The organism is Nocardia sp. AB354 (assembly GCF_049538315.1).
Lineage (GTDB): Bacteria > Actinomycetota > Actinomycetes > Mycobacteriales > Mycobacteriaceae > Nocardia > Nocardia nova.
In genome coordinates this window covers 35774-52243 of record NZ_JBMVFU010000008.1, presented here as the reverse complement: position 1 = coordinate 52243, position 16470 = coordinate 35774, and the positions used below count along the sequence as shown (strand labels likewise).

At 69.5% G+C, this 16470-nt stretch carries 16 protein-coding genes; 6 read left to right on the top strand and 10 right to left on the bottom strand.

All coding sequences use genetic code 11. The features are described 5' to 3' along the window. The first annotated feature begins 210 nt into the window (after window positions 1-210). The gene (locus ACPCUW_RS13615; protein ID WP_423425124.1) at window positions 211-1809 is read left to right on the top strand and encodes a GMC oxidoreductase; all 1599 of its coding nucleotides are present in this window, start codon (window positions 211-213) and stop codon (window positions 1807-1809) included. On the opposite strand, the gene ACPCUW_RS13610 is transcribed toward ACPCUW_RS13615, so the two are convergent. Further along, the gene (locus ACPCUW_RS13610; RefSeq protein WP_063013955.1) at window positions 1802-2455 is read right to left on the bottom strand and encodes a TetR/AcrR family transcriptional regulator; all 654 of its coding nucleotides are present in this window, start codon (window positions 2453-2455) and stop codon (window positions 1802-1804) included. The genes ACPCUW_RS13615 and ACPCUW_RS13610 overlap by 8 nt on opposite strands. A gap of 200 nt (window positions 2456-2655) precedes the next feature. Between ACPCUW_RS13610 and ACPCUW_RS13605 the strand changes: the two genes are divergently transcribed. Continuing rightward, window positions 2656-3375 (top strand): TetR/AcrR family transcriptional regulator C-terminal domain-containing protein, encoded by a 720-nt coding sequence (locus ACPCUW_RS13605; RefSeq protein WP_423425122.1) that lies wholly within the window; start codon window positions 2656-2658, stop codon window positions 3373-3375. A 17-nt stretch (window positions 3376-3392) separates the two neighbouring features. On the opposite strand, the gene ACPCUW_RS13600 is transcribed toward ACPCUW_RS13605, so the two are convergent. From ACPCUW_RS13600 to ACPCUW_RS13570, 7 genes are all read right to left on the bottom strand, one after another. Further along, complete coding sequence (locus tag ACPCUW_RS13600; RefSeq protein WP_063013951.1) at window positions 3393-4151, bottom strand: MerR family transcriptional regulator; 759 nt, start codon at window positions 4149-4151, stop codon at window positions 3393-3395. 99 nt (window positions 4152-4250) lie between these two features. After that, window positions 4251-5771: a flavin-containing monooxygenase gene (locus tag ACPCUW_RS13595; protein ID WP_423425121.1), complete on the bottom strand. Its 1521-nt coding sequence runs from the start codon at window positions 5769-5771 to the stop codon at window positions 4251-4253. Beyond that, complete coding sequence (locus tag ACPCUW_RS13590) at window positions 5771-6691, bottom strand: ferritin-like domain-containing protein (RefSeq protein ID WP_423425120.1); 921 nt, start codon at window positions 6689-6691, stop codon at window positions 5771-5773. Before ACPCUW_RS13590 ends, ACPCUW_RS13595 begins: the two co-directional genes overlap by 1 nt. Before the next feature lies 1 nt (window position 6692). Then, window positions 6693-7595 (bottom strand): SDR family NAD(P)-dependent oxidoreductase, encoded by a 903-nt coding sequence (locus ACPCUW_RS13585; RefSeq protein ID WP_423425387.1) that lies wholly within the window; start codon window positions 7593-7595, stop codon window positions 6693-6695. A 20-nt stretch (window positions 7596-7615) separates the two neighbouring features. Beyond that, on the bottom strand, window positions 7616-7936 hold the full coding sequence (locus tag ACPCUW_RS13580; RefSeq protein ID WP_423425118.1) for a hypothetical protein: 321 nt from the start codon (window positions 7934-7936) through the stop codon (window positions 7616-7618). A gap of 18 nt (window positions 7937-7954) precedes the next feature. Further along, window positions 7955-8182 (bottom strand): hypothetical protein, encoded by a 228-nt coding sequence (locus ACPCUW_RS13575; RefSeq protein WP_423425117.1) that lies wholly within the window; start codon window positions 8180-8182, stop codon window positions 7955-7957. 30 nt (window positions 8183-8212) lie between these two features. Beyond that, window positions 8213-10138 (bottom strand): AfsR/SARP family transcriptional regulator, encoded by a 1926-nt coding sequence (locus ACPCUW_RS13570; RefSeq protein WP_423425115.1) that lies wholly within the window; start codon window positions 10136-10138, stop codon window positions 8213-8215. Between the two features lie 69 nt (window positions 10139-10207). Here ACPCUW_RS13570 and ACPCUW_RS13565 point away from each other — a divergent pair, with 69 nt between their 5' ends. The 3 genes from ACPCUW_RS13565 (at window position 10208) to ACPCUW_RS13555 (ending at window position 13522) form a co-directional block, all read left to right on the top strand. After that, window positions 10208-11089: an alpha/beta fold hydrolase gene (locus ACPCUW_RS13565; RefSeq protein ID WP_423425113.1), complete on the top strand. Its 882-nt coding sequence runs from the start codon at window positions 10208-10210 to the stop codon at window positions 11087-11089. A 226-nt stretch (window positions 11090-11315) separates the two neighbouring features. Then, window positions 11316-12746, top strand: coding sequence for a DUF1003 domain-containing protein (locus ACPCUW_RS13560; protein ID WP_423425112.1), 1431 nt, complete (start codon window positions 11316-11318; stop codon window positions 12744-12746). Window positions 12747-12757: 11 nt separating this feature from the next. Next, on the top strand, window positions 12758-13522 hold the full coding sequence (locus tag ACPCUW_RS13555) for an SDR family oxidoreductase (RefSeq protein WP_030514570.1): 765 nt from the start codon (window positions 12758-12760) through the stop codon (window positions 13520-13522). Window positions 13523-13543: 21 nt separating this feature from the next. Here the strand turns inward: ACPCUW_RS13555 and ACPCUW_RS13550 are convergent, their stop codons facing one another. Beyond that, entirely contained in the window at window positions 13544-14404 is an 861-nt protein-coding gene (locus ACPCUW_RS13550) for a hypothetical protein (RefSeq protein ID WP_423425111.1), read from the bottom strand. Between the two features lie 147 nt (window positions 14405-14551). Between ACPCUW_RS13550 and ACPCUW_RS13545 the strand changes: the two genes are divergently transcribed. Further along, window positions 14552-15652: a lycopene cyclase family protein gene (locus ACPCUW_RS13545; protein ID WP_423425109.1), complete on the top strand. Its 1101-nt coding sequence runs from the start codon at window positions 14552-14554 to the stop codon at window positions 15650-15652. Here the strand turns inward: ACPCUW_RS13545 and ACPCUW_RS13540 are convergent. Next, window positions 15643-16383 carry a PP2C family protein-serine/threonine phosphatase gene (locus ACPCUW_RS13540; protein WP_063013931.1) on the bottom strand — a complete coding sequence of 247 codons (741 nt, stop codon included), beginning with the start codon at window positions 16381-16383 and terminating at the stop codon, window positions 15643-15645. The genes ACPCUW_RS13545 and ACPCUW_RS13540 overlap by 10 nt on opposite strands. Window positions 16384-16470: the final 87 nt, after the last annotated feature.

Genomic DNA, 16470 nt, shown 5'->3' with positions numbered 1-16470 from the left:
CGTACGGATTTCGCGATCGCGGAGTCTCGCGACCTCAACTGAAACAAGTTGCAGTTGACGAGACCGGCCGGGTCGTACAGACTGCGCTAGCAACCGGAGACAGTTGTCCGGTTGGATTCGGTCGCACCGGTCCGGCACGCACCCCGCTTTCGCGTCCGGAGCGAACCTCGCGACCGATATTACGTACCTGTAGGTCTTGATGGAGAGTGCATGCCCCCGATGAAGCGACGCTCCTTTCTGCTCGGCGCCACCACCGCCGGTCTGACTCTGGCCACCGCGGCCACCGCGAGCGCCCAGCCCTGGATGACCACCGGAAGACGGCGCACGTCCGTCCCGCTGACCAGGGAAGATCATCGCGTCGTCATCATCGGTTCCGGATTCGGCGGCGGCGTCAGCGCGCTGCGGCTGGCCGAGGCCGGCGTCGACGTCCTGGTCCTCGAACGCGGGATGCGCTGGCGCACCGGCCCCGATGCCGACACCTTCCCGCATCCGTCGCGCCCGGACAAGCGCATGCTCTGGTACCGGTCCGCGCCGCAGGTGCTGGGCGTGCCGGTGGCGGTCGAGCCGTACACCGGCCTGCTGGAGGCCGTCGTCGGGGAGAACATGACCGCGGTCTGCGCCGCGGGCGTCGGCGGCGGCTCCCTGGTGTACCAGGGCATGACTTTGCAGCCCACCGAGGCGACCTTCGCCGCAGTCTTCCCCGCCGAACTCGACTACGCGCTGATGGCGCGTGAGCACTATCCGCGGGTGGCGCGGATGCTGGGCGCCGATGTCGCGCCCGACGAACTGATCGACAGCCCCACCTATCTGCCCTCCCGGGCGTTCGCGCGCAACGTCGGCGCAGCCGGCTACGAGCTGTCGAAGATCCCCATGCCGATCGATTGGAGCTTCGCGCTGCGCGAGGTGCGCGGCGAGATGAAACCGTCCTACATCAACGGCGACTGCGCGCTCGGGGTGAACAACGGCGGCAAACACTCCGTCGATGTCACCTATCTGGCGCGCGCCGAGGCCACGGGCCGCGCCACCGTGCGGACCCAGCACGAGGTCACCGATGTGGCGAGAACGCCCGGCGGCCGCTGGCAGATCAGCGTCGACCGGATCGATACCGCCGGACGGGTCGTGGAACAACTCGTCCTCACTGCGCAGGCGCTGATCATGGCCGCGGGCAGTATCAACACCACCAAGCTGCTGCTGCGGGCCGCCGCGTTGGGACAGATCCCGGATCTGCCCGACGGCCTCGGGGGCCAGTGGGGCAACAACGGCGACCGGATCTTCACCTGGACCAGCGCGACCGACGATTTCGGCACCGCCCAGGGCGGGCCGGTGGTCTACGGCAGCAAGGAGTGGGACGACCCGGCCATCGCCAACACCGTGATCCAGGCGTCGATTCCGCCGACCGGCGTCGACGCGCATTCAACCATGCTGGTCGGATTCGGAATCACCGACGGCCGTGGACATCTCGCCTACGACGCGGCCACCGACGACGCGAAACTGTACTGGCCCGCCGATGCCGACGCCGCACTGCAGCAGCGCATCGCCGCTCGCGTCCATGCCATCGCCGGACCCGGCAGTACGGTGCTCGACACCAATGCCGCGGCCCCGAGCACCTGGCATCCGCTGGGCGGCGCGCCGATGGGCACGGTGTGCGATCTGGAGGGCCGGGTCCACGGCACGCGCGGTCTCTACGTCCTCGACGGCGCACTGATTCCCGGCAGTACCGCGGCCTGCAATCCGTCGATGACCATCGCCGCGGTCGCCGAACGCGCCCTCGACCGGATCGTCGCGACCGATATCGGCACCGTCATCTGAGACGCGGCACGCGCGCCTCGCCGCTGCGCCGCGCGGCCTCGGCTTCGATCCAGTCGCCGATCATGTGCGCCGTCATATCGATGGCCTCGCGGCGTTGCCGCTCGTCGAATTCGATGGCCGAGGCCCGCAGCACCGCGGAGAAGCCGGTATTGATGATGACGAAGGTCATCACGTCGTATTCGTGATCGTCGCCGGGGCCGAGTACCTGGATCAGCAGCACCTTGATCAGCAGCCGCAGCCGCGGCTCGAACTCCGGGATGCCGCTGCTGTAGAACTGCACCCCGGCGACGAGTGCCCGGACCAGGAGCGCATTGGCCACCAGTTCCTCGGCGATCGAGTTCAGCAGGCGGGCGGTCAGCTCGTGCATGGTGGCGTCCGAGCGGTCGAAAATGCTGTCGGTGGCGCGCTTTTCGATGTTCTCGAGCAGCCGCGCGAGCAGTTCCTCGACGATGACGGTGCGGTCGGAGAAGTAGCGGTACACCGTGCCGATACTCATCCCCGCCTCGGCGGCGATCCGGTTGGTCGAGGTGTTGGCGATCCCCCGCTCACCGAACAGCCGGGCGGCGGTGTCGAGGATCTGCTCCCGGGTCGCCTTGGCGCGCTCCTGAGTGGGCCGGCGACGCTGCCCGGCGGCCTTCGACGCCATCACACACTCCTACCTGGTCTTCGCCCGAGGACCGATCGTCGATCCTAGCCCGGCGGACGGTCCCGCCGAGACCCGGGAAAGTTCCCAAATTATTTTCTCCGGGCGGGAAAAAGCGGCTACGCTCGATATCGCGGCGCGATCGCCCAGCGTTGTGCGACGCGTCGTGCCGACCGTCGCTTCCCGAGGAACAGCGAGACCCCATGGCAGAGACCGATGATGCCGTGGCCGCCCCCGCCCGTGCTCGCGGACGCCCGCCCCGGCTGAACCGTCATCTCATCCTCGCCGCCGCGCGCGATCTGGAGCCGGAGAATCTGACCATGCAGGCGGTGGCCGACGCCCTGGGCGTGCATCGCAAATCGCTCAACTATCACGTCAGCGACCGCCAGGGCCTGCTCGAACTGGTCGCGTTCGACGCGTTCGACACCGGTTTCCGCCGGGTCGACCTGCCCGAGCGAGCGGACTGGCGTGAGCTGCTGCGATCGTTCGGCTACGCGGTGGTCGATGCTCTGGTGCAGGTGGGGGCGCTCATCGCCTACGTCCGGTTCGACGGGAAGGCGGGGCTGTCGGCACTGCAACTGGTCGAACGGATCTTGGCCGCGTTGGTCGGCGCCGGACTCGATGCGAACGAAGCCGGGCGCACGCTGAAACTTGTTGCCGCGATGGCCTATTCGGCCGCACGCGAGGCGCTCGACGCCACCGGCGGGCCGGCCGATCCGCAAGCGGCCGCGGTGCGGCGCACGCTGGGAAACGAGTCCGGATTCCCGCTCCTGCGCGCCGTCGCGACCGCGCGCGAGAGCGACGGCCGCGCCGGTGAGCAGTTCGAATTCGTTCTCGCGCTGATCATCGAGGGACTGGAACGGCGGCTGGAGCTTCGGCACGGCGCCGCTGCGGTGGCGCCGACGGGTGGTCCCGGCCGGTGACTTCACGCCGGCGTGGGTCAGTGTTCCTTGGCGCGCCGGTCCACGGCCTCGGCGAGATAGTCGCCCAGCTCTTCGCGCAGCACACGATCCAGCGACCGTGCCAGGGTGTTGTTCACCGCGGTGACGGCGAGACCGCGTAAATGGTTGAGCATCTTCGCGGTTTCGGCGATTTCGTCGTCGGTGTCGGGCAGCCAGCCGGGGCCGTGGGCATCGACGATCTGTTGCTTGGCGACCGACATCATGTCGTGGGCGATCTCGTCGAGGCGGCCGCTGACGGCTGCCTGCAGATCGGCCAGCCGGCCCAGCCGGAACCCGTAGCCGTGCAGTTCGGCGAAATTCTCCAGCAGCTGGGGATCGGTGAATTCGATTGTCTCCGTGCCGATCCGGGCCAGCCCGAGTTCGGCGAGACGTTCCAGGATCTCCGGATCGGCCGCCTCCTCGCCGAGGAAGGTGTCGATCAATTCGCGCGGTACCCGCAGCGTCTCGTCCTGCTGCCCCCACGCGGCGGTGACCGCGTGCTGCAGCCCCAGGATCTCGGTGAGATCCTTACCCGTTTCCCAGCCGGTGATGAAATCGGCGATATGGGCGGTGGTGAACCCACGCTGCAACAGCACGTCGATGATCTTCAGCCGCTCCAGGTGGGAGTCGTCGTAGATCAGCGCGCGCCCGATCCGGCGCACCGGCGGCGGCAGCAGGCCGCGTTCCTGGTAGGCGCGCACATTGCGGCTGGTTGTGCCTGCGGCGCGGGCGAGTTCATCGATGCGGTACTCCGCCATCCCGTTCTCGCCCACCCTTTCCTCGTGCCGGACGCCGACCCGCGTCGCACCCGCCTCCGGCCCATGTGAGCAGCTCGGGCGCGACGCATCGTGTCGACATTAGCCCAACGAGGTCACCGCCCGATCGGCGACAGTCGCGCGGGCGCCGCCCCGCCCGGGGATCAGCACATAGTCGTGCGGATCGAGGGTGGCGAGCTGACCGGTGAACTGGCTGCCGAAGCCCGGGAACATGGTCGCGTTGAAGCCGTCCTCGGTCAGATACCAGCTGCGGCACCCGGAATTCCAGGTGGTCGCCCGCAGCCGGCGCTGCAGCCGGTGGTTGTAGCGGTCCTGGCGGTCGCGGCGCACCTCGAGCGAATGCAGATTCCGCTCGAGCAGCATGCCGATCGCCGCGGCGAGATAGCCGATCTGCGCCTCCATGTACACCAGCGCCGAATTGTGCCCGGGGCCGGAATTGGGCCCGAAGGTGAAGAACAGGTTCGGGTAACCCGCGACGGTCACACTCTTGTACGCGTATGCGCCCCTGCGCCATTCGTCGTCCAGGACCCGCCCGCCGCGGCCGGTGATCGGGATCGGCGCGCCCGCCTTCGACACCTCGAAACCGGTGGCGAACACGATGCAGTCGAACCGGTGCTCGATCCCCTCGGCGGTGCGGATGCCCGCCGGCGACATCCCCGCGATCGGCCAGGTGACCAGGGTGCAGTTGTCGCGCTGCAGCGCCGGGTAGTAGTCGCTGCTCATCAGCAGCCGCTTGCATCCGGCCCGGAAATCGGGAGTCAGTTGCCGCCGCAACCACGGATCGCGGACCTGACTGTGCAGATGGGCCAGTGCCACCGATTCCACGATCCTGGTCAGCGGGGTATTCCACACCACGCCCAGCGCCACCGATTCGTGCCCCCAGAACCAGGCCTGCCGGGCGAGCTGCTGGGTGAGTGGCAGGTGCCGGTACAGCTGCCGGGTCAGGCCGGTGGTGTGCCGGTTGATCCGCGGCAGAACCCAGCCGGGCGTGCGCTGGAAGACCTTCACCGACCCGGCCCGCTCGACCAGTTCCGGGACGATCTGCACCGCGCTGGCGCCGGTGCCGACCACGGCCACCTTCTTACCGGTGAAGTCGTAGTCGTGATCCCAGCGGGCGGAGTGGATCATATGGCCCTCGTAGCTGTCGCGACCCGGGATGTCCGGCAGGCTCGCATTGGCCAGCGGCCCGGACGCGAGGACCACCGAACGGGCCCGCACCGGTGTGCGACCGGCGTCGAAGGCGATCTCCCATTCTCCCGCCGCCTCGTCGTAGGCCAATCCGGATACGTTGTGCCCGAAGCGAATCGATGCGCCGAGCGCGAACTTCTCGACCATCGCATCGATATAGCCGAGGATTTCCGCACTGCCGGAATAGGTCTGTGACCACTCCGGATTCGGCGCGAAACTGTAGGAGTACAGCCGCGACGGAATATCGCAGGCCGCCCCCGGATAGGTGTTGTCGCGCCAGGTACCGCCGACCCGCCGGTCCCGTTCGAAGATCGCGATATTCGTGATTCCGCGCTGCCGTAACCGGATCGCCGCCCCGATCCCGGCGAATCCGGCTCCGACGATCGCGACGTCCAGCACGGTGTTCCCGCTCATCACGCGACCGGCTCGTAGGTCAGTTCCTTCGACCAGGTCGGCTGCGCGGGCAGCACCCGGTCGGGGATGTGGGCGGTCACCTTCACCAGTGTGTCGGCCAGCAGGTGGTAGGGGTGGTCGCGGTTGATCACCCAGTCGCTGTGCATCTTGACGATCCGGTACATCGGCACCCGGTTCACCACGGGTGTACGCTCCCCGACCGCCTTGAACCGGCGCATCGCGGTATACAGCTTGTCCTCGTCGACGCCCATCGCGACGATGTTGTCGCGCATCTTGTTCAGCAGCGGCACATAGCTGAGCACGCCGATCATCAGCGACGGCTTCACCCAGCCTCCGACCAGATCGATCGCGAGTTTGCGGGCGGTGGAGTGCCCGAGCAGTTCCATCACCGCGTAATCGGTGGCCAGATGCCGGGATTCGTCGGAGTTGATCTTGCGGAACACCTCCTGGGCGATCGGATCGGCGATCTCGTCGGTGACGAATTTGATCAGCGCGCCGTCGAGTGCCACCTCCAGCATCGGAATCACCGTGCCCAGAAACGACAGCGACATGCCGTCGGCGTATCTGTCGAGGAAGTCGATGACCAGCTTGACGTTGATATTCGGTTCGGGGATCTCGTCGCCGTCGAGCATCCCCCAGCGGCGCATCAGGGCCAGTTCGGCATTGGCGTGGCGCTGTTCCTCGGCGTGGAAGTACCGGTAGATCTCCCGCAGTGTCTGCGTCGGGGCCTTCTTCGCCATCGCCGCGAATCCGCGCGCGCCGACGTTCTCGATCCACATCAGATCCGCCATGAACGGCGTCAGTTTCGCGTGCAGTTCGGGATCGATCAGTTCCGCGCCCGGTGCGTCCCACTCGATATCGGCCAGCGCCCACTGCCGGGACTTGATCTTGGCCAGCATATCGTCGAAGTCGAAGGACATGTCAGACTCCTGTCTTCTCGCTGTCGGCCGATGCCGGGGACGAATCCGCTTGCGGCAGATATCGGTTCAGCACGCCGAGGGCCCGGGTGTAGGTGGCCGGGAATTGTCGTTTGAGATGCCAGACGACCACCGCGTCCAGCTGCGGCAGCACATGCAGGCGGCCGCGCTCGTGGGCATCGAGGGTGATGCGCGCGACGTGGTCGGGCGAGAAGCCGGTCCAGCGCATCAGTTCGGTGGCCAGGCGGGCCGATCCGGCGGTGATGCGCCCGTCGCGGGCGACGTTGGTGCGCACGAAGGTCGGGCACAGTACCGTCACGGTGACGCCGGTGCCCGACAGTTCGGCGGCGAGGGTTTCCGACAGCGACACCACGCCGGCCTTGGAGACGTTGTACGGGGCCATCGCGGGTGCGGCGGCGAATCCGGCCGCCGAGGCCACATTGATGATGCCGCCGTGGCCGGCCCGGCGCAGCCGCGGCACGAACAGTTCGCATCCGTGCACCACACCCCACAGGTTGATGCCCAGCGCCCACTGCCAATCCTCGAATCCGATGTCGCCCACCGGCTTTCCGCCGATACCGACACCGGCGTTGTTGATCACCAGGGTCGGCGGGCCGTGGAAGATCGCGTCGCTGTGCTGCGCCAGCGATTCCATCTCCGCGCGCTGGGCCACGTCACAGCGATACGCGTACGCGCGGCGGCCGTGGATCCGGTCGATGAGCGCGACCGTCTCCTCCGCCCGGCCGAGGTCGATATCGGCACAGATCACCTCTCCCCCGCGCCGGGCCAGCTCGAGGGCGAAGGCGCGCCCGATCCCGCTGCCGGCTCCGGTGACGACGGCCTTCGCGTCGTAGGTGCTACGGTCGCCGCCGATCACCGACCGCAGCGCCGCATTCGCCCCCGCCATCGCATCCACGATCCACATCACTATCCCGCCTCTCGGACACTCGATACCGGTTGTGCCGCACGGGATCGCGCGAGTACCCCGGTGATGAAGGCGGCCGCGCGGCGCAATGCCGCCGCGGCCTCCGGTACGGCCAGCGGCAGCACCGGCCCGCAAATCGCCATGATCGACGCGACCAGCCCACGGGCCGCGGCGATGCCGAGCGGATTCGCCGGTAGCAGGCAGTTGATCGGTCGTACCCCGTACCGTCCCGCGGTCAGCGCCAGCCGCGAACGCAGCGACGGTGACGACGGGACCGGTGCGGTGGCCGACGGTGAGGTCTCCGTTGACCTTCTCGTCTCCATATACCGAGCATCAGCTACCTATGTGCCATTTGTCAATGGCAGATAGCATAGCCGGTCACGCCCGGGCTGGGCCACCTCCGTGACCAGGGCGCCGAGCATGTCCCGCGCGAGTTCGGCATGTTCGCGTAGATCCGGAGAGGCCTCGTTCGCGGCGAGTTCGACGATGGTGTTCAGTTCACCGAAGGCCACCACCAGGCGGCGCAACGCGGCGCGCTGCTGGGCGGCCGAGAGGCCGTTGATACTCACATCCGAGGGATCGCCACGCCGAATGTTTCGTTACGGCGCCGAACGATCGAGCAGTGCGCCGGCCGGACCGAGGCTCAGCATGCCGGTGCCCGCTCCGAGCAGTTCGCCGCGCGCCGGGGACAGGGCGCGATGCACCTGACGCGCGGTACTCCGGTCCGCACATCGGTCGGCGGCGATTCCCAGTAGCGCCCAACGCAATTCGGCCAAGTGGTCCGGCGGCGGCGCCGGCGCCGCACGCAGCAGCTCGTGGGCGCGCTCGGGTTCGAGCAGCGCGGCGGCGTAGGGAGTGTTCGGCCCGAAGTCGGCCGCGGCGAATTCGGCCGGGTCCCGGCCTGCCCGCAGCGCGAGGCACAGGCCGGTCAGCGGCGCGAGACCCGCTGCGACACCGGGCATGCCGCAGCTCGGCAGGGTGGCGAGCGCGCGTTCGTAGGCGTCTGCCACTTCCGGTTCCGGCCGGTCGGTCAGGACGGTGCGCAGCGCGCGGTACCAGGTGGTGAACACCCCGACGAGGTCGCGCTCGTAGCGCACCGCGAGCCGGTCGGCCGCGGCGGCATGCTCGTCGGCGACGGCCACCTCGCCCAGCGCGCACGCGGCCTGCATCGCGATGAGATGACCCAGGATCAGGTAGGTCGACAGGTCGTGCCGGCGCGACACCGTGATCAGCTCCTGAGCGAGCCGCGCCCGCATCGGCCACCGGCCCGGCGTGTGGAAGGACTGCAGGAATCGGGCGTCGAGAGCGAGCACGAGCACGGCCGGATCCCTTAGGTCGCGGGCGATACGTTCGGCCGCTCGCGCGGCGTCGGCGCCGGACGTTTTACGGCGGCCGCGGGTTTCGATCGCGAACAGCGCGAGCAGCCGGGCGCGCAGCGCGGGCGCGGCGTCGTCGTCCAAGCGTTCGAGGGTGGTGCGGGCGGCCTCGGCCACGCGCGCCGACCGGGCCGGATCGTCGAGCACCGACCAGACCCCCGGTACCTCCATGCGGGTCAGCGCGGTGGCCGTGAGTTCGGGATCGTCACTCGCGAACAGGTCGTCGATCGCGTGCGCCCGGCGATCCTGGGCGGTCATCAGACCGGTCGCGTCGGTCAGAGCCAGGCCGCGCAGCAGATCGGCGGAGGAGATGATGCGGCTGCGCGGGCCGGTGACGCCGTAGGCGGCGACAGTGTCACGCCACAATCGGTGCTCACCGAATTCCGGTTCTCCGGTGAGGATTTCGCGTTCGAGGGCGATCAGTTCGGCGCTGGGATCCAATCCGGCTTCCGCGCCCAGCCGGGTTCGGGCCCGCCGCAGCGCCGCCAGCGCGTCGGCCCGCCGCCCGGCCTGCCACAGTCCTCGCGCCTGCAGCAGCCAGGCCCGCTCCCGCACGGGATGCTCGTGCAGATAAGTTTCGAGTTCGGCGACGGCCTGTTCCGGCCGTCCCTGGCGGATTCGCGCCTCCGCGAGCATTTCCACTGCCGCAGAACGTAATTCATCGAGCTTCGCGATGTCTCCGGCCGCCCACCGGTAGTCACCGTAGGCGTCTCCGCGCCAGAGCGCCAGCGCCGTCTCCAGCGTCTCGATCCGCTGCGGCCCGGCCTGATTCGCGGCCGCGCGGACCAGATCGTCGAAATACCAGGCGTCGACGTGATCGCGAGGCAGCACCACGCGGTATCCGGCGCCCTCGGTGACGATCACGCGGGAAGGGGTGCGCGGCGCGCGGCCGGGTTCCAGGGCACGGCGCAGGGCGGCGACGAAGGTGCGCACGGCGGCGACCGCGCCCGGCGGCGGGTCCTCCCACAGGTCTGCCACCAAGGCCGGCACCGGCACCACCCGACCGCCGGCGGCGATCAGGCGGGCCAGCACCTCGGCATGCCGGGGGCCGTGCAGCGGCAGCGGCGTCCCGTCGGCGGCGGCGACCCGCACCGGGCCCAGGACACCGGCCGTCGGTGCCGCGTCGGAGCCGGTGAGCTGCGCACTCATCGGTTGCTCATTGCCGCCGCCGAGCATGGACATCGCACCGAACAAGCCTAGAGAAGGGATCGTCACCGCATGTCCGCACCCACCGTCCCCGGTTTCGACTACGACCGCGTTCCGGTCGCCGAGGATGTCGCGTTGTCCGTCGCGCACGCCGGCTCCGGTACTCCGATCGTGCTGTTGCACGGCTTCCCGCAGACGCATCTGATGTGGCGTCACGTCGCACCGGCGCTGGCCCGCGACCACATCGTGCTGTGCCCGGACCTGCGCGGCTACGGCGACAGCGATAAACCGATCGCCGCCGATTCCGGCACCTATGCCAAACGCACGATGGCCTCCGATGTGATCGCGCTGGCCGACCACTTCGGATTCGATCGGTTCGCGCTGGCCGGACACGACCGCGGCGCCCTGGTGGCGATTCGCGCCGGACTCGACCGTCCCGATCGGATCTCCCATCTCGCGGTGCTGGATGTGCTGCCGACATCGGATATGTGGGAGGTCCTGCACGGCCACACCGCCGCGGTCGCCTTCCACCTCTATCTGATGGCCCAGCCGCCCGGGCTGCCCGAGCGCATGATCCGCGCGAGCGCCGACGACTTCTTCGGCCATTTCCTCGACGCCTGGTGCCTGCGCCCCGACGCGATTCCCGACGACGTCCGCCGGGAGTACCTGCGCGCGTGCGCCGGCGCGGTGGATTCGATCGTCGCCGACTACCGCGCCTCGGCCACCGTCGATCTCGACCACGACCGGGCCGACCGCGCCGCCGGACACCGACTCACCATGCCGGTCACCGTGATTCAGCAGGATTGGGGCGCCGAACTCGGTTACGACGCGGCCGCGGTATGGCGCGAATGGGCCACCGAACTCCACCACCGCACCCTCGCGCTGGGACATTTCATGGCCGAGGAGGCGCCGGACGAAGTGGTCGATGTGATCACCGATCTCCTACGGCGCTGAGCGACACGCCGGGCATATCCCGGCCGAGGAAGGCCGGCAGTTGCCGACGACGGAACCGCCGGCCTTCCTCGGGGCGGGCAGCTGCCGTCGCCGAGAACTGAAACCCCTGCGCCACAGCGGGTTTCACCGCCACCTGACCTGTTCCCCCGCGCCGCGATGCGCACGTGCCATAGAGGGCACGTACAGTGCGCGGTATCGGACGAGCGCAGGCGAGGGGGCCGTAGAGGTGAGCAGCGACAGCCGGGCCGACGAGATACGCAGCGGCGGTGAACCGAACGCGCACAGCGGCGCGACCGCGATTGCGCCCACCGACGCCGATGTCGATACCGCTCTGGATTTCGAGACGCACACCGGTGCGGTGACGATGGCCGACGAACGCATCGGCGTCAACGACGCGGTCGCGGCCGTCCTCACCCGCTGGATCGGATCGATGCCCGCGCTGTATCTGGTGCTCATCGGGTTCAGCGCCTGGATGGCGCTGGCGACCTGGGGGCCGCTGCGCCCGGTGGACCCGTATCCGTTCCCGTTCCTGCTGTTCGTCGACAATGTCGCGCAGCTGATCCTGTGCCTGGTGATCCTGGTGGGCCAGCGGGTGCTCAGCGCCGCCGCCGACCGCCGGTCGGTGCAGACCTACGAGAACACCGAGGCGATCTTCGCCCAGGTCGCGGATCTGCAGGCACATCTGGACCACCACGACCGCGCGCTCAGCCGGGGCCTGAGCCTGCTCGAGTCGACACCGCATCCGTGGATCGAACGGCATCGGGTGCAGCCGCCGCCGCAGGCCGCCGACCAGGCGGTCAGCACCAACGACCGGATCGCGGTGTGGCTGACCGAGCGACTGGGCAGCGTGTGGGGCTTCTATCTCGCGCTCGGCTCGCAGATTCTGTGGGTTGTGCTGGCGCAGGCGGGAATTCAGCGGGTGGACCCGTACCCGTTCGCCTTCATGGCGTTTCTGTCCACGCTCGCGCAACTGGTGTTCATGATCGTGATCATGGTGGGCCAGGACGTGCTCGGGCGCACCGGTGACCGCCGTTCCGAGCAGACCTTCCTCGACGCGCAGGCGGTCCTGCACGAATGCCGGCGGATGAAGGCCCGGCTCACCGCACAGGACCGTGTCATCGACAGTCTCACCGGATACGTCACCGACCGGGTCAGCGAACAACTCGGGCGGGCGCTGCACGAAACCAGCGAACGGGTCGACCACCAGGCCCGCGCCCACACCGTCATGACCACCGGTGAGGCGCCGGCCGACGCCGCCGCCCTGCGCCACTGGAACGAACTCAGCGACCAGGACCGCCGCACCTACCGGCTGCAGGCCCGCGGTATCGGCGAAGATCTGGCCGCGATCGGCTGCTTCATGGTGCCCGCCTTCGATCCGGCCTTCGCGGTCACCTTCGACGACGACGAGATCGGGCTGCTCGCGCGGCTGGACTACGAACGCCGGATCGCGGATCGGCGCGCTCTGCTCGGCGGAGCCGCCCATCCCGATCCCGACGACGCCGAACCGCTGCCGTGGCCGGAGCTGCCCCGGTCCGCGCGGATCCGCTACCTGCAGGCGGCCCGGCGCATCCCGGTCATGGTCTCCGGTGCCGGCTTCCAGGTGCTGCGCAGCACCCCGCCCCGGGTCCGCGACGCCACCCGCGCCCACCTGACGTAAGGTCGCGATCCATGAGCGAGGATCTGTTGGGTAAGGGTGCGCTGGTCAGCGGCGCGAGCCGCGGTATCGGGTACGCGGTGGCGGCGGAGCTGCTGCGGCGTGGGGCGAACGTCCTGATCACCGCCCGCAAACCGGAACCGCTGGCCGAGGCGGCCGACCGGCTGCGCGCGCTCGGCCATCCGGGAAAAGTCGTTGCGCTGGCGGGCAATTCGGGTGACGAGGCGGCGCGCGCCGAGCAGGTGGACACCGCCGTCGCCGAATTCGGATCCCTGGACATCCTGATCAACAACACCGGCATCAACCCCGTCTACGGGTCGTTGATGGAGGCCGATCTCGGCGCGGTGCGCAAGATCTTCGACGTCAATGTGGTCGCGGCGCTGGGCTATGTGCAGCAGGCCTATCGGGCCTGGATGGGCGAGCACGGCGGCGCGGTGGTGAACCTCGCGAGTGTGGCCGGCATCCGCTCGACGGGTGTGATCGCCGCCTACGGCGCGTCCAAGGCGGCCCTGATCCGGCTCACCGAGGAACTGGCCTGGCAGCTGGGTCCGTCGATCCGGGTGAACGCCGTCGCGCCGGGCGTGGTCAAGACGAAATTCGCCGACGCGCTGGTCACCGACAACGAGGAGGCGGTGGCCGCGACCTATCCGCTGCGGCGCCTGGGCACGCCCGAGGATGTGGCCGCGCTGGTCGGATTCCTCGTCTCCGATCAGGCGGCATGGATCACCGGCGAGGTGGTGCGGGTCGACGGCGGCCTGCTCGCGACCGGCGGCATCTGAACCGCGCGACCGCACACCCCGTCAGCGGAAGGCGAGGGCGCCGAGGATGTCGTCGTGCCGGTACTTCAAGTACTTCTTCACGGTGCCCTCGTCCACCGAGCTGGTCGCGGTGGCGAAGGTGACGACGAGGAACTGCTTCTCGGCGTCGTCCTTCCACTTGCCGGTCGTGAAGTTCGAGATGTAGGTGCCGGGCCGCAGTTTCAGGTCGTCGTCGGTATACGCGCCGGGTGCGGCCGCGGCGGTGTCACTGCTCGACATCCCCATGATGAACTGGGTCAGCATCAGCGAACCGCCCTCGGCCTTGTACACCATCTCCGCGGCGTACCGGCAGCCCAGCGACGTGAGCTTGCCCCCGACCTCGATATCGGCGCAGCTGGGATGGTCGCGGCCCTCGACCCAGTCGGCGTGCAGTTCCACATCGCCGGCCTTGAAGTTCCAGTCGTGCCCGTATTCCTGATAGCTCAGGTGGCCGGACGTGTCGGGACTCGCGTTGGTGCTCGGGGCCGCGGTGGTGGTCCTGCCGTCGGTGGTGGCGGGGACGAGCGCGGGCGTGCTGGTTCCGCCGGCCCGGTCGTCGCCGCCGGAGTCGCGAGTCGCGACCACCACGATGCCGCCGGCGATCACCAGCAGCGCGATCACGCCGAAGACGATGCCGACGACGAGCCCGTTGTTGTTCTTCGGCGGCGGCGGAGTCGGATAGCCGCCGGGAGCGGGCTGCCCCCAATGAGGCGCGGGCATCTGCTGATCCCACGCCGGCGTCTCCCACCCGCTCGGTGCCGCGTCCCAGCCCGAGCCGGGCTGGTTCGGGTCGCGCCCCCACCCCGAGTCGTGGGGTTGTTGCGGGCCGTAGCCGTACGGCCCGGGTCCGGGGGGATACGTCATCTGCTGCCACCTTCCGCGTCCCGGGGCAGCGCCCTCCGCGGTTGTGGTCCCCCCGGGCATCGTGGGTCGACCCTACCGGACCCGACACACCCGCTGTGATGCGACGGCCGGTCACACCGCGTCCGTGCGATCTGCTGCAATGGCGGCATGAGTGCCGATCTCATCGTCTGCGGGCTCGGCCCGTCCGGGCGGGCGCTGGCGCATCGCGCGGCCGTCCGCGGACTCGCCGTGACCGCGATCGATCCGCATCCATGGCGCCGGTGGCCCGCGACCTACGGCACGTGGGCCGACGAATTGCCGGACTGGCTACCGGCCCGGGTCGTGGCCGCGACGATCGAGCGGCCGCTCGCCCGGGGTATCCGCGAGGTCGAAATCGCCCGTACCTATCAGGTTTTCGATACCGCGGCGCTGCAGGACGCGCTGGACCTGTCCGGCGTGCGGGTGATCGCCGACCGGGTCCTGGACATCGAGCGGCCCGACCGCGTGCGGCTGGCCTCGGGCCGGACACCGACCGCGCAGCGCGTGGTCGACGCCCGCGGCCTGGCCCGCGAGATGCGACGAGCCGAGCAGACCGCCTACGGCGTTGTGCTGCACCGTGATCGCGAACCGGCCGTCTTCATGGACTGGTCCCGGGACAACGGCACCGAGGCCGATGAACCGGCGTCGTTCCTGTACACGATCCCGCTTGGCGGCGGCCGGATGCTGTTCGAGGAGACCTGCCTGGCCGGACGGCCGGCGATCGGCCAAGGCGAGCTGCGGCGCCGTCTGGAACACCGATTGCGCTGCCGGGGAATCGAATTCGGCGCGGACGCACCGATCGAACGGGTGCGCTTCCCGGTCGAGGGCGGCCGGGCCCGCGAGGGCGTCTTCGGGGCGGCGGGTGGACTGCTGCATCCTGCGACCGGATACAGCGTCGGCGCCGCACTCGCCGCCGCCGACACCGTGGCCGCCGGGCAGAGCCTGTGGCCGGTCCCGGCACGCCTGGTGTACGCCCTGCGCCGGGCCGGCCTGCGGGCGCTGCTCGCGCTGCCGCCCGAGGAACTCCCGGTCTTCTTCGACGCCTTCTTCGCCTTGCCCCCGGACCTGCAACGCGCCTACCTGTCCGGGCGCACCGATCTGCGCGGCACCGCCGCCGCCATGACCGCGCTGTTCCGGGAACTTCCGTGGCCGCTGCGCCGGATCCTGGCCGCGGCCGCCGCGCCGGGTGCCGGTCGCGGCCGCGCGGGCGGGCCCGCTGTTCAGCCGTGATCGAAGACCAGCGCGGTGGTGTTGTCGGTGGCACCCGCCGTGATCGCCGCCTCGACCAGGGCGTCCGCGGCGGTCGACGCGGAGTCGGCGTCGGCGAGGATCTGCTTGATCTCGGTCATCGGCAAGGTCTTGTGCACCCCGTCCGTGCTCAGCAGCCAGCGCCCGGCGCCGGTGCCGGTGATGCCGTGGCCCACCGCCTCCGGCTGCACGGTCCGCGCCGAGGTCGTCACCATATGGTGCATCCGGGGCGCGACGGTGATGCCGCGCGCGTTCATCATCTCGGCAACGGTGTGATCGCTGGTGATCTGATGCAGCACCCGCCCGTTCCAGTGATAGGCCCGGCAGTCGCCGACCCAGGCGATATCACAGGGGCCGTCGATACGGTCGGGTGTCGGGCACACGGCCACGACCACCACGCTGTCGGCGGAGGGCTCGGGGAATTCGCGCAGCAATTGTTGTCGGGCGGCAAGGATTCCGGCGGCCGCACTGCCACCGACAGCCACCCGCGCCGCGACCTGCGCCACGGTGCGCGCCGCCCGCGCGGCCAGCAGATGATCGCCGATGCCGTCGGCCACGGCGAAGGCGCTGCGCCCGACCGCGGAGTCGATATAACCCGACACCGCGTCGGCATTCAGCGACCGGCCACCACGCCGGCTGACCGAATGCGCTGTGATTCCCGTGAGCCGCATCAACTCACGCCGTGTGATTGCCGTCGTCACCGCTGTATGCACGGCCGACCTCCTCGACTGCCCCTGCCGACTGCGGTTCCGCTCGTTCGCGCCGACGATCGCCTGGACCGCGACCGGCTCCGAAACTGC

Excerpts from the sequence above, each read along its gene's own strand:
- ACPCUW_RS13585 (WP_423425387.1), bottom strand. The coding sequence starts at position 7,595 with ATGGCGGGGGCGAATGCGGCGCTGCGGTCGGTGATCGGCGGCGACCGT.
- ACPCUW_RS13550 (WP_423425111.1), bottom strand. The coding sequence starts at position 14,404 with ATGACGTATCCCCCCGGACCCGGGCCGTACGGCTACGGCCCGCAACAA.
- ACPCUW_RS13590 (WP_423425120.1), bottom strand. The coding sequence starts at position 6,691 with ATGTCCTTCGACTTCGACGATATGCTGGCCAAGATCAAGTCCCGGCAG.
- ACPCUW_RS13605 (WP_423425122.1), top strand. The coding sequence starts at position 2,656 with ATGGCAGAGACCGATGATGCCGTGGCCGCCCCCGCCCGTGCTCGCGGA.
- ACPCUW_RS13610 (WP_063013955.1), bottom strand. The coding sequence starts at position 2,455 with ATGGCGTCGAAGGCCGCCGGGCAGCGTCGCCGGCCCACTCAGGAGCGC.
- ACPCUW_RS13565 (WP_423425113.1), top strand. The coding sequence starts at position 10,208 with ATGTCCGCACCCACCGTCCCCGGTTTCGACTACGACCGCGTTCCGGTC.
- ACPCUW_RS13545 (WP_423425109.1), top strand. The coding sequence starts at position 14,552 with ATGAGTGCCGATCTCATCGTCTGCGGGCTCGGCCCGTCCGGGCGGGCG.
- ACPCUW_RS13580 (WP_423425118.1), bottom strand. The coding sequence starts at position 7,936 with ATGGAGACGAGAAGGTCAACGGAGACCTCACCGTCGGCCACCGCACCG.
- ACPCUW_RS13600 (WP_063013951.1), bottom strand. The coding sequence starts at position 4,151 with ATGGCGGAGTACCGCATCGATGAACTCGCCCGCGCCGCAGGCACAACC.
- ACPCUW_RS13595 (WP_423425121.1), bottom strand. The coding sequence starts at position 5,771 with ATGAGCGGGAACACCGTGCTGGACGTCGCGATCGTCGGAGCCGGATTC.
- ACPCUW_RS13615 (WP_423425124.1), top strand. The coding sequence starts at position 211 with ATGCCCCCGATGAAGCGACGCTCCTTTCTGCTCGGCGCCACCACCGCC.
- ACPCUW_RS13570 (WP_423425115.1), bottom strand. The coding sequence starts at position 10,138 with ATGAGTGCGCAGCTCACCGGCTCCGACGCGGCACCGACGGCCGGTGTC.
- ACPCUW_RS13555 (WP_030514570.1), top strand. The coding sequence starts at position 12,758 with ATGAGCGAGGATCTGTTGGGTAAGGGTGCGCTGGTCAGCGGCGCGAGC.